The following is an 11,897-nucleotide window of genomic DNA, read 5'->3' on the forward strand; positions in this document are numbered from 1 at the left end:
AAAACGTTGACTATCTGGGCGGTGACTCCTTAGCGTCTGGCGCACCAAGCACGAGAGGTAACCAACGATGTCTTCCTCCCCCTCCTCAACCCCGTCGCCCGCCCGGTCCGCCCGTGGCAGCAGGCTGGCCCTGCTGGTCATCGGCCTGTGCTGGCTGGCCGTGCTCTTCGACGGCCTCGACATGTTCGTCTACGGCTCGGTGCTCCCGCACCTGCTCGAGACGAAGACCTTCGGTCTCACCCCGGGCCAGGCCGGCGACCTCGGCAGCTACGCCACGTTCGGCATGCTGGTGGGCGCCCTGACCGCGGGCACGGTCGCGGACCGGATTGGCCGCAAGCAGCTCATGATCGGCTGCGTGACGCTCTTCTCGCTCGCCTCCGGCATCTGCGCGATGTCGGGCAGCGTCGAGGTCTTCGGCCTCGGCCGCACCCTCGCCGGCGTCGGCCTCGGCGGCCTGCTGCCCACCGCGATCAGCATGGTCTCCGACTACGCCCCGCGCGGCCGGACCGCCCTCACCATCGGCATGCTGATGACCGCGCACCACGCGGGCGGCATCCTCTCCGCCTACGTGGCCAAGTGGCTTGTGGAACCGGTCGGTTGGCGCGCCGCCTTCTGGGTCTGCGTCCTGCCGCTGCTCTTCGTCCCGGTGCTCCTCAAGCTGCTGCCCGAGTCGCTGAGCTTCCTGGTCGCCAAGGGCCGCACCGACGAGGCCCACGCCCTCGCCGAGCGCTTCGAGGTCGAACTGCCCGCCGCGACAGGCAAGAAGACGGCGGCCGACCGCTGGGACGCCCTGCTCCACCTCTTCCGCGGCGGCGAGTGGCTCCAGACCCTGCTGTACTGGTTCGCCTCCTTCGGCGGCCTGCTCCTCGTCTACGGCGTCGCCACCTGGCTGCCCACCCTGATGCGCGCCGAGGGCTATGCCCTGGGCAACGCCCTCACCTTCGTCGTCGTCTTCAACCTCGGCGGCATCGTGGGCATGCTCGTCGCCGGTCGCTCCGCCGACCGCTTCGGCGCCCCGCGCATCTCGGCGATCTGGTTCGCCCTGACCGCCGTAGGTGTCTTCCTGCTCGGTGTCCACATGAACCAGGCGGTGACGATGCTGGTCGTCTTCCTCACCGGCGTGTTCCTCAACAGCGCCCAGACGATGATCTACGCGACGGTCTCGATCCGTTCCACCCCGGACAACCGCGCCACCGCGGTGGGCTGGACCTCCGGCATGGGCCGCTTCGGCGCCGTCTTCGGCCCTTGGCTCGGCGGCCAGTTGCTCGCGTCCGGCAACGGCGACTGGGGCTTCACGTCCTTCGCCCTCGCGGGTCTGTCGTCCATGGTCTTCATCGGCGTCGCGGCCCTCCGCAGTTCGAAGCAGGCCGCGCGGACCCGCACGGAACGGGAGTTGGTCGGCATCCACTGACCGGGACCGGGCACACTGCGACAGGACCGGACGCCGGCCACCGCAGGGGATGCGGGGGCCGGCGTCGGTCAGTCCGGGCACCTGCGCGAGGATGCGGGGACGCGGGGATGATTGAACGCGGGGACGCGGGGACGATTGAACGCGGGGACGCGGAAAAGCGCCGGCCGCCCAAGTGGGCACCGGCGCCGACCGGTTGGCGAGGCGTCCTCAGTCCTTGCCCATCTGGTCCTCCGCCGACAGGTGTTCCACCGTCCGGCCCGTCTCCGTGAACGTCCGCGTCACGTACCCCGACGAGTACACCCACAGGATGCGCAGCGGGGTGTCGCCGACGTTCCGGAACAGATGCGGGATCGGTGAGGGGACGTACGTGGTGTCGTACTGCTCCAGCCTCGTCACGTCGCCGTCGACCCACACCTCCGCCTCGCCCTCCAGGATCGTCACGTGCTCGTCGCAGTTGTGCGCGTGCAACGGCGCCCCGGAGCCGACCGGATACACGCTCATGCCGCTGGTGATCCGGTTCTCCCCGCCCGCCGACGGCGTAGTGACCAGGGGGGTCGTGACGACGGCACCGCCCCGGTCGAACAGGGGCACGGACGCGACCTTGATGATCGTGGTCATCCGGATTTCCTTTCCACTTGCGCGCTTCGGCGTCGCACGACGGTAGGCCTCGCGCGGGGGAAGGGGATGCCCTCCGGCGTGCGGCTTTACCTTGCGTTTCCGGAGGGGTGAGCTGGCCGGACCCGGCTGTAGCGCCGGCTCGCATCGCACGGCAGCACGATCCACGCACGGAACGCGCCGGAAAGAAAAGGCAGGTATCGGCCCATGAGGCTCCCCGTTCTCACCGAAGCGGAAATGGACCCGCGCCAGCAGGAACTGGCCGCCCGCATCGCCGGCCGCCGTGGCGCGGTCCGCGGCCCTTTCCGGGTCTGGCTGCACAGCCCGGAGATGTGCGAACGGGCCGAATCCCTCGGCGCGTTCGCCCGCTTCGACAGAAGCCTCCCCCAGCACCTGAGCGAACTCACCCTGCTGATGGCCGCCCGCAACTGGGACGCGCAGTACTCCTGGAACGCCCATGTGCACCAGGCGATCGAGGCCGGCATCCCGGAGGCCGCCGTGAAGGCGATCGCCGAGAAGCGCGAGGCCGTCTTCGACAACGAGGCCGACCAGGCCTTCTACCAGTTCTGCCGCGAGATCCTCGACGAGCACTTCGTCACCGACGACACCTTCGCCACCGCACTGGAGCACTTCGGCTCCAAGGCCCTCGTCGACACCATCGGCGCGCTCGGCAACTTCACCATGCTCGGCATGTGCCTGAACACCTTCCAGGTGGACCTCCAGGCCGACAAGGAACCCCCGTTCCCCGACATCCGAGGCTACGGCCGTGTCGCCCCGGACGCCTCCGACGGCACCGAGCCACGCGCGTGACCACCCAAGAACGCCGTCGGTCTCCCGGCCGAGAGGAAGATTGACAATATTGCCAATACTTTTCTTCCCTGCCTGGGCCTCAGGAGGAATCATGGATCGACTGCTCCTCATGCACAGCTTCGTCACGGTCGCGCAGACCGGGAGCTTCAGCGGCGCGGCGAAGAAGCTGGGCTCGTCGGGCTCGCTGGTGTCGCGCCACGTGGCCGAGCTGGAGCGACAGGTCGGCGTCCGCCTCGTCAACCGCACCGCCCGCTCGGTGAGCCTCACCGAACCGGGCCTGAGGTACGCCGAGTTCGCGGCCCGCATCCTACCTGGAGCGCGGCGGCCCGCTCACCGAGCCCAACGGCCTCGCCCACCACGAATGCCTCGTCCACGTGAACGACCCGGTCTGGCGCATCGGCCACGGCCACACCTCCACCCTGCACAAGATCCGCAACGTGGCGTTCTCCTCCAACTCCTACCTCGCACTCCAGAAAGCCGCCGTCCACGGCCGCGGCATCGCCCTGCTCCCGCAGCGCCCCGCCTACGACGACCTGCTCTCCGGCGCCCTCAAGGTCCTGCTCCCCGAACTCGCCGTACCGGACCGCCCGTTGTACGCGATCTACGGCCCCGGCCAGGCCACCCCGCGGAAAGTCACCGTATTCCTCGACTTCCTCACCGAGTGGTTCTCGAACAACCCGATTCCGGCGATCGGCCGCTGACCCGAGCCCGTCCGGCCACCGTGAAGAGCGCCGACGAATAACGCAAGAAACGATTGCAATGCCCGCGCGACCTGGCTGTTGAGGTGGCCAAAGCCGCAAATCTACGATCGCGGGGTACCGGTGACCGTAGAACCACCGCAGGACGTGATCCGCGACGAAGCGACGAAGCGACGAAGCGAGGAATCGATGGGAATCCAGAGAATCGAATCGGTCACCTACGGCATCGACGACCTCGCCGAATGCGTACGGTTCTTCGAGGACTTCGGCCTGTTCCTGCTGGAGCGGACCGACGAGCACGCCGTCTTCGAGACCCTGACCGGACAGACGCTTCACCTGGACACCGTCCCCGGTTCGCTGCTGCCGCCGCCCGTGGAGGCAGGCCCCACCATCCGCGAGATCGTCTGGGGTGTCGACACCTCCGAGGAACTGGTGCGGCTCGTCACCGCGGTGGGCCGGGACCGCAAGGTCCACGAGAGCGCCGACGGTGTCCTCCACACCGTCGACGAGAGCGGTTTCGGCGTCGGACTCACCCTGGCCCGCGCGAAGGACGCCGACGTCACCCCGCGCCCCGCCAACGCGCTGGGCAGCGTCGACCGCTGGAACACCGCGCTGGAACCGCTCACCCGGGCCTTCCCGCCGCGCATGTGCCATGTCGCGCTGAACATCGTCAAGGAAGGCCGCGAGGAAGCCGTCGCCTTCTACACGGAGCGGCTCGGATTCCGGCCCACCGACATCGTCGAACCGATGGGCGTGTTCATGGAGGCACCGGGCGACGACGACCAGCACACCCTGCTGCTCTGCCACCGCCCCGACCGCGCCGGGGTCAACCACATCGCCTACGAGGTCCCCGGGTTCGACGACGTCATCGAGGGCGGCAACTTCATGATCGAGCGCGGCTGGCGGGAGGCCCGCAAGCTCGGGCGCCACACGGTCGGCTCGAACGTGTTCCGGTTCATCCACGCCCCGTGCGGCGGCCGGGTCGAGTACGCGGCGGACATGGACCGCGTCGACGACACCTACGAGACCCGCCTCCACGAGACCACCCCGCCGCACCACGTCTGGCAACTGCGCTCCCACCGCGACCAGCAGGACGCCCCCGCCATCTGACTCTCCTCCCGCCTTTCCAGCCTGAGAGGGCACCCACTCATGACCTCCGACCACGGCTACCCCGCCGTCCGCATGTACATCGCGGGCGAGTGGTGCCAGGGCGGCACCGGACGGACCGCCCCGATCGTGAACCCGGCCACCGAAAAGGTGATCGGCGACGTACCCCTCGCCACCGCCACCGCCACCGCCACCGCCACCGCCACCGCCACCGCCACCGCCACCGCCACCGCCGCCGACCTCGACCGCGCCCTCGACGCGGCCACCGAGGGCTTCCGCACCTGGCGCACCACCCCGATATCCAAGCGGCGCTGCCCGAGGGTGCGGCGGCCACCGCGGACGGCACCCCGACCACCGACCCCGAACTCGCCGTCATGCCCCTGCCGTTGGGCGGCGCCAAGGGTTCCGGGATGTCCCTCGCCTTTGAGCTGCTCACCAGCGTGCTGGTCGGTGCGCCGATCTTCGCCGCGTTCCACTCGGACGACCCGCAGGGCCGCGAGCACCGCCAGAACGCCCTGCTCATCGCCCTGGACCCGGCGGCTTTTGGTGACCCGTCCGCCTTCACCGCGGCCGTCGACGAAACGCTGGCCACCCTCAAGCAGTTGCCGCCGGCGGACGACGCGGAGGGTGTCCTCTACCCCGGCGAGCGCAGCGCGGCGGTCGCCGAGGGGCGTGGCGCGAAGGGCATCCCGGTGGCGCCGAAGGTGTGGCGCGAACTGACGGAAGCGGCAGGGAAGTTCGGCCTGACCCCGCCGGAGCCGGTACCGACGGCGTGACCAGGCGGCACTTCGCCGACCGTCCGAAGGGAGGGTGGTCGGCGAAGTGCGTTGTCCGTGAGGGGAGTTCAGGCGCCACCCACGGACGCCCGCAGCTGACGGGCGATCAGGGCATAGGTGTGCAGGGCCCGTTCGTCGTCCGTGCCGTCGTAGCCGTGGTCGGCTCCGGCGACCTCGACGTGCTCGACCAGGGAGCCCGCCGTCCGCAGCCGGTCGGCGTAGGCGACGCCCTCCGCCTTGAGGAGGTCGTACTCGGCCGTGATGACCATGGCCGGGGCAATGCCCTTCAGGTCGGCGGTGTCCGACGGATGGGCGGGCGACACCAGCCGGTCGGCACGCACCTTCGGATCCGGGACGTACGAGGTGTCGAAGACCTCGGCCATCCAGGGCCGCAGCACCGGCTTGGCTATGGCGGACCGCTTGTCCTTCGCGCTGGTCGCCAGGTCCAGCGGCGGATAGTGCAGCACCTGGAGCGCGATCGCGGGGCCGCCCTCCTCAAGCGCCTGGCGGGCCACCGCCGCCGCGAGTCCACCGCCGGCGCTCTGGCCGCCCACGGTGAGCCGGGTGCCGTCCCAGCCCTGCTCGGCACCGTGTTCCGCGATCCACCGGACCACCTCGAATGCCTGCCGGGGCGGTGCGGGGAACGGGTACTGCGGTGCGACGACGTAGTCGACGTTGACCACCACGACGCCCGCCTCCGCCGCGAGGAAACGGCACAGCGGGTCGTCGAGTTCGGTCAGCGGTACGACATAGCCGCCGCCGTGGAAGTTCACGTGCACCGGCGGAGGCGGACCTTCGCCGGAGGGCAGGTACACCGTGGCGCGCGCCGGGGCGACGGTGGTCGGGATCGTCAACTCCCGTATTCGCCGCGGAAATTGAGGAAACCGTTCATGCGAGGCGGCGGCGGAACCACGCCCGCTCGGGCGCCGGTCGGCCAGCACGGAAAGACGCTGTAGGGACTTGGCGGCGAAGGCGGCCACCGCCGGCCGGGCCAGAACAGACATGCCGCTCCATTCGTGGAGTGCGCGCGACGGGGATTCCAGTCCGATCACCGGGGTTCGATCAACAGGATTCCTGGCGATGGGTAGGGCGACGATAACACGGGCGCATGTCGGGTGGATGGTGGGATCGGCCCTGTTCAGAGGTGGGCCGTCGCTCGCGGCGCGGGGTGCGGGGCGGGAGGGGCGGCGTCGAGGTGGCCGTAGCTCTGGGCGTTGTGCACGCCCGGTGGGTGAGCTGCGCGGGGGGCCTGTCTCAGTGCCGGTGGCGCGGAGGCGGGCCCGGTCGTTCATGTGCGCAGCAGAGCCCGTGGGGCGGAATCAGTGGTTGCGCCGACGTGGCCGCGGCCTGAGCCGTCAGACACGCCGCGTGCTGCGCGGTCTCGATCATCTGCTCGCTGTCGGTCGCAGCGTCGGCCAGGCTCGCACAGCACATGACGAGCAGTGCGGCGCCCGCGACGAACGGCAGGGCCCGGCGCGGGGGAGGGGGCGCGAGCAGTGCCCGTACCCGTTGCGGTACGGCCCCGCCGGTCGCGGCGAGTACCGGGCGCGAGCGGTTCGCCGAGGTCGCGAGCGCGGCCCGGCCCACCGCCTGGGCGACGACCGTACGATCGCCGACGCGTACCGCGGCCACCTCGTCGGCCCAGCGCTCCAGGACGAAGCCGCCCGCGCGGGACAGCGGTCGCAGCAGCGGGTTCACGGCGGCGGTGAGCCGCCAGAGGGTCTGGAAGAGATGGTGGCGGTGGCGGAGGTGAGCCCGTTCGTGCGCCAGCAGTGCCTCGCGCTCGCGGTCGCCCAGGCAGCGCAGCATGCCGCGCGAGACCACGATCCGGCCCGGCGCCCCCGGGAGCGCGAAAGCCTCCGGCAGCTCCATGTCCAGGACGGCCAACTCCGTGTCCCCGGGCAGCAGTCGGCACTCGCGGCGGGCCCAGCGCAGATGCCGTAGCTGACGGGTGGCGGCGACGGCGAGTCCCGTGACGGACGCGAGGAAGGTGAGTGCGGCGACCGCGGCGACGGTGAGGTACACGGGGTCGGAGGCGCGCACGGCGGCCACCGACCACCGGCCTTCCTCGGCGACCTCGGGGAGCTGCACCAGGCCGGCGAACGCGAGCAGCGCCAGTGAACCCAGCCAGCCGAGCGACGCCACGAGTGCGGCGGAGACCAGGGACCAGGCGGCCGGGCGCGGGGCCAGCAGCGGGGCGGCGCGGGGTGCGAACACCGCGATCACCATGGTGATCAGGAGGGGGACGTACACACTGATCAGCACCGGCTCACGGTCCTTCGTCGGTGCGACCCGTGTACCGCGGTCCGCCCTGCTGAGGTGCACCGCGCTGTGGTCCACCGTGTTGCGGTCGGCCGTGCTGCGGTCCACCGTGTTGCGATCGGCCGTGCTGTGGTCCGTCGTGCTGTGGTCCCTCGTGTTGCGGTCCGCCGTTTTCGGAGAGCAGTCGCTGGAGCAACTGCTCGTCCTCCTCGGACAGTTCGGAGAGGAAGCGGGTGAGCACCGCCTCGCGGTCGGTGCCGTGCTCCAGCAGCGAGCGCATCCGATCCGCGGTGTGGGCCGCCTCGTCCCGGGCCGGCGCGTACGCGTACCCGCGGCCCGCGCGGTGCCGGACGAGCATGCCCTTGTCGTAGAGCCGAGACAGGATCGTCAACACGGTGGTGTAGGCGAGATCCCCCGGCAGCCGGTCCCGGACCTGGCGCGCGCTCAGCGGCTCGTCGGACCCGTAGAGGGCGGCGAGAACACCGCTCTCCAACTCACCGCGCGCCCGCCTGCCGGACGTCGCGCCGGGCTCGTCGCTCTTCCGGTCGTGCACTGTTCACCCCACCGCCTCTCACCGCTCGGCATCCCAGCCTACCCGCCGACTTACTACGGCCTGTAGGAAGTGCGCCAAGGGCGAGAAAGGGTTCGAGGCGGTCGGTCGAGGGCCCGGCTGCGGGCTCGGGTGCGGACTTTGCGAACGCGATCTACTACATGTCGTACGAGGTTACCTACTACATGTTGTAGAGTTTCGCCGCTCCACTCCACCTGCGGAGGAAAAAGCCCATGCCCTACCTCGGAAGTACGGTGCATCTGCGTGCCCTCGCGGCCGCCACCCTGCGCCCCCGGCAGGCGACCGCGCCGTGCCGTCCGTCGCCGGCCGAGCGTGTCGTGATCGTCTCGGCGAGCGTCGGAGCCGGTCACGACGGCGCCGCCACCGAACTGGAGCGGCGCCTGGTGGCGGCCGGTCTCACGGTCGACCGGTTCGACCTGCTGGACGTGCTGCCCGCAAGGCTCGGCAGGCTCGTGCGGGACGGTTACCACCGGATGCTCGTCCGGGCGCCGTGGGCATACCAGCGGATCTACAGCAGCACCGAGCGCGCGGGCGGTGGCGGCCCCCTCGCGAAGGTGCTGCTGCGCTCCGCCGAGGAACGACTGCTGCGCGCCCTGCCCGCCGACACGGGCGCGGTCGTCTCGACCTACCCGGGTGCGAGCCGGGTCCTGGGCAACCTCCGACGCGACGGCCGCCTCACCGTCCCCGTCCTCACCTACCTCACCGACTTCTCGGTCCACCCGCTGTGGGTGGCCGACGGGGTCGACGTCCACCTCGCGCTGCACGCCGTGCCCGCCGCGCAGGCCCGGGCCGCGGGCGCGCACGACGTCCGGGTGTGCGGCCCGGTCGCCGACCCGCGCTTCCACCCCGTGGACGCGACGGAGCGAGCCGCGGCCCGCGCCCGCTTCGGCCTGCCCGCCGGCACCCCGCTGGCCCTCCTGGTCGCCGGTTCCTGGGGCGTGGGCCCGGTCCGTCAGGTCGCCCGGGATCTGCGCGACTGCGGCGCGGCCGTACCGCTCGTCGTCTGCGGCCGCAACGAGACACTGGCCGACCAGCTCCGCGCGGACGGCATCGAACACGTCTACGGCTGGGTCGACGACATGCCCGGCCTCATGCACGCCGCCGACGTCCTGGTCCAGAACGCCGGCGGCCTGACCTCCCTGGAGGCCTTCGCCACCGGCCTGCCCGTAGCCAGCTACGGCTGCATACCCGGCCACGGCCTCACCAACGCGGCGGCCCTGGACGAGGCGGGCGTCGCCGCGTGGATCCGGGACCCGGCCCAACTCAAGTTTGTCCTGGGTGAGTTGATCGATGGTCCCCGCGGGCTGTTGCAGCGGGAGGCGGGGCTTGCTCTGTTCGTGGACGGGGTTCAGGTCGCTGACACCGAGCGGGGCTTGGCCACCGGTACGGGGTGGGGTTCGGGCACCGAGACGGATCGGTTCCCCGGAGCCGGGTCGCTTGGGCGGGGCCCGGTGACGGACCAGGGTTCTCCCTCAGGCACGGACCTCGGCCCAGCCGCCGAGACACACCTGAGCCCGACCACGGGAACGCACCACGACCTGGCCACGGGAACCGCGCGGGGCCCCGCCGCCGAGATCGCCCGGGTCTGCCGGTCCGGCGCAGGGCCCGCCACCCCGTCCATCCCCCGACATGTGGCCCGGCCGGCCACCATGCGGCTCGCGATCACCACCGCCCTCGCCTGCACGGTCTGGGCGGGCGCGGTCGGCACGGCGGTAGCCACGACCGACGGCGGCCCCGGCCTGATACACGCCATAGGGCACGGCCTGGACCTCGACGACCTCGGCCACGACCACCACATGGGCCACGTGTCCCACGCCGACTTTGTGAAGGGGCGCCACTCGTGACGTCCGTACGCCTTCTCCCTACGACAGCTTGCGTCGCGTTTCTCGTACGGGCCGCCGCGTGCACGGAGCCCTCTGGGGACTGTACGAGGGGTGGCACCGTATGACCGTCGCCCGCCTGTTTCCCGCAGCCGCCCGCGTTGCGCGACCTGCACTCGCCGCCTCGCGCAGCGACTTCTTCGCGGAGTGCATGAGGGGTGGCACCGTATGACCGTCGCCCGTCTGTTTCCCGCAGCCGCCCGCGTTGCGCGACCTGCACTCGCCGCCCCGCGTACCGACTCCTTCGCGGACTGTACGAAGGGCGGCCCCTCATGACCGCCACCCACCTCCTCCGCACAGCGGCCCGCATCGCGCTCCCCGCACTTCCCGTCCTCGCCGCCGCGTACGCGGCCCCCGTCCTCTCCACCTACGGCCCGCTCCGCAACCGCGTCATGCCCCGCCTCTCCGGCCGCGGTCGGCCGGACCACGTGGCGCTCACCTTCGACGACGGGCCGGACCCGCTGTCCACCCCGCTGTTCCTGCGTCTGCTCGACGACCACCAGGTCCACGCCACCTTCTTCCTCCTCGGCAACCAGGCGGTACGCGCCCCCGGTCTGGTCCGCGAGATCGCCGCCGCCGGACACGAGATCGCCGTTCACGGCTGGCTCCACCGCCCCCTGCTGCTGCGCGGCCCCCGTGCCACCCACGACGACCTGGCCCGCGCCCGCGACACGGTCGGTGACCTCATCGGGCGCGCACCACGGCTCTTCCGCCCGCCCTACGGCGTGATGTCGACCGCCGCCCACCTCGCGGCCCGCCGCCTGGACCTCACGCCGGTGCTGTGGACGGCCTGGGGCGAGGACTGGAGGGCGCGCGCGACACCGGAGTCGGTCCACCGGACGGTCACGGACGACCTCCGCGGCGGTGGCACCGTCCTGCTGCACGACTCCGACTGCACCTCCGCCCCCGGTTCCTGGCGCGCCACCCTCGGCGCCGTACCCCGGATCCTCGACACCTGCGCCGTGCGCGGACTGTCCGTGGGTCCGCTGCGGGAACATGCTGTGGATCTGCTCTGAAGTTGACGATATTGGTGGCACTCCTGGTCGGCGGAGTTTACGTTCGCAATTACCCGGGCGGCCACCTGAACGATGTGCCCGTACTGGCCGGCGGCAACAAGGACGCGAACAGCGCTTCCCCGTGACGTACTGTCGTCGCCGTAGCCGGGGTAAACGCACGCAGTAACTTACTTGAGTTACGCAACAATATGGTAAAGTGGGTTCCATGTCCACACCACCGATCCCCACCGCCCCCGCCACCCCGGAGGTGACCGAGATCGAGCGAGCCCTCACTCGGATCACCTACCTGAGCACGCGCGCCCGCCAGCACGACCGGCTCATGGCCCTCGCCGGCGTGCCCCTGGACCGCGCTGCGGTGGCGTTGCTGCGGCAGGTCGCCGACTCGGAACCGCTGCGCCCGGGGGAGTTGGCGCAGCGCCTCGGGGTCGAGGCCTCGCATGTGACGCGGACGGTGCAGCAGCTGCAGAAGTCCGGCTACGTCACCCGCGTGCCCGACCCCGACGACCGCCGGGCCCAGCGGATCGAGCTGACCGAGGCCGGCCGGAATGCCGTCGGCAGTGTCCGGGACGCCGGCGCGCGGGGCATGCAGATGGCCCTCTCGGACTGGTCGACGGACGAACTGCAGCAACTGGCCACGCTGTTCCACCGCATGGTCGACGACTTCCTGAAGTACTCGATCGACGATGACGCCGAGCCGGAGGCCGTCATGCCGACCGGCACCGGCTGAGCGCCGGAAGGGAACTCGCCCACG

The 11,897-nt window shown here is 71.1% G+C and carries 11 protein-coding genes and 2 pseudogenes; 8 read left to right on the forward strand and 5 right to left on the reverse strand.

The window, feature by feature from the left end; translation table 11 throughout:
- Positions 1-67: 67 nt before the first annotated feature.
- On the forward strand, positions 68-1,411 hold the full coding sequence (locus ACIQBL_RS27745) for an MFS transporter (protein ID WP_401945860.1): 1,344 nt from the start codon (positions 68-70) through the stop codon (positions 1,409-1,411).
- A 207-nt stretch (positions 1,412-1,618) separates the two neighbouring features.
- Here the strand turns inward: ACIQBL_RS27745 and ACIQBL_RS27750 are convergent, their stop codons facing one another.
- Positions 1,619-2,029 carry a cupin domain-containing protein gene (locus ACIQBL_RS27750; RefSeq protein ID WP_401945861.1) on the reverse strand — a complete coding sequence of 137 codons (411 nt, stop codon included), beginning with the start codon at positions 2,027-2,029 and terminating at the stop codon, positions 1,619-1,621.
- A 234-nt stretch (positions 2,030-2,263) separates the two neighbouring features.
- Between ACIQBL_RS27750 and ACIQBL_RS27755 the strand changes: the two genes are divergently transcribed.
- From ACIQBL_RS27755 to ACIQBL_RS27765, 3 genes and pseudogenes are all read left to right on the forward strand, one after another.
- Complete coding sequence (locus ACIQBL_RS27755) at positions 2,264-2,836, forward strand: carboxymuconolactone decarboxylase family protein (protein ID WP_401946841.1); 573 nt, start codon at positions 2,264-2,266, stop codon at positions 2,834-2,836.
- Positions 2,837-2,927: 91 nt separating this feature from the next.
- A pseudogene (locus ACIQBL_RS27760) lies at positions 2,928-3,537 on the forward strand (LysR family transcriptional regulator).
- Positions 3,538-3,723: 186 nt separating this feature from the next.
- Entirely contained in the window at positions 3,724-4,644 is a 921-nt protein-coding gene (locus ACIQBL_RS27765) for a VOC family protein (protein ID WP_401945862.1), read from the forward strand.
- A gap of 56 nt (positions 4,645-4,700) precedes the next feature.
- On the opposite strand, the gene ACIQBL_RS27770 is transcribed toward ACIQBL_RS27765, so the two are convergent.
- Entirely contained in the window at positions 4,701-4,922 is a 222-nt protein-coding gene (locus tag ACIQBL_RS27770) for a hypothetical protein (RefSeq protein WP_401946898.1), read from the reverse strand.
- Between the two features lie 30 nt (positions 4,923-4,952).
- Between ACIQBL_RS27770 and ACIQBL_RS27775 the strand changes: the two genes are divergently transcribed.
- Positions 4,953-5,417, forward strand: a complete 465-nt coding sequence (locus ACIQBL_RS27775; RefSeq protein ID WP_401946844.1) for an Ldh family oxidoreductase — start codon at positions 4,953-4,955, stop codon at positions 5,415-5,417.
- A 68-nt stretch (positions 5,418-5,485) separates the two neighbouring features.
- Here ACIQBL_RS27775 and ACIQBL_RS27780 read toward each other — a convergent pair whose 3' ends face one another.
- The 3 genes and pseudogenes from ACIQBL_RS27780 to ACIQBL_RS27790 form a co-directional block, all read right to left on the reverse strand.
- A complete protein-coding gene (locus ACIQBL_RS27780; RefSeq protein ID WP_401945864.1) occupies positions 5,486-6,421 on the reverse strand; it encodes an alpha/beta hydrolase fold domain-containing protein in 936 nt (311 codons plus the stop codon).
- Between the two features lie 250 nt (positions 6,422-6,671).
- Positions 6,672-7,787 (reverse strand): M56 family metallopeptidase, encoded by a 1,116-nt coding sequence (locus tag ACIQBL_RS27785; RefSeq protein WP_401945866.1) that lies wholly within the window; start codon positions 7,785-7,787, stop codon positions 6,672-6,674.
- A 46-nt stretch (positions 7,788-7,833) separates the two neighbouring features.
- A pseudogene (locus ACIQBL_RS27790) lies at positions 7,834-8,232 on the reverse strand (BlaI/MecI/CopY family transcriptional regulator); the annotation flags it as partial.
- A 230-nt stretch (positions 8,233-8,462) separates the two neighbouring features.
- On the opposite strand from ACIQBL_RS27790, the gene ACIQBL_RS27795 reads away from it, so the two are divergent.
- The 3 genes from ACIQBL_RS27795 (at position 8,463) to ACIQBL_RS27805 (ending at position 11,873) form a co-directional block, all read left to right on the forward strand.
- Positions 8,463-10,094, forward strand: coding sequence for a UDP-N-acetylglucosamine--N-acetylglucosamine transferase (locus ACIQBL_RS27795; protein ID WP_401945868.1), 1,632 nt, complete (start codon positions 8,463-8,465; stop codon positions 10,092-10,094).
- A gap of 308 nt (positions 10,095-10,402) precedes the next feature.
- A complete protein-coding gene (locus tag ACIQBL_RS27800) occupies positions 10,403-11,146 on the forward strand; it encodes a polysaccharide deacetylase family protein (RefSeq protein WP_401945870.1) in 744 nt (247 codons plus the stop codon).
- 205 nt (positions 11,147-11,351) lie between these two features.
- A complete protein-coding gene (locus ACIQBL_RS27805; RefSeq protein WP_401945871.1) occupies positions 11,352-11,873 on the forward strand; it encodes a MarR family winged helix-turn-helix transcriptional regulator in 522 nt (173 codons plus the stop codon).
- The last annotated feature ends 24 nt before the right edge of the window (positions 11,874-11,897 follow it).

The organism is Streptomyces sp. NPDC088350, assembly GCF_044753545.1.
Classification (GTDB): domain Bacteria; phylum Actinomycetota; class Actinomycetes; order Streptomycetales; family Streptomycetaceae; genus Streptomyces.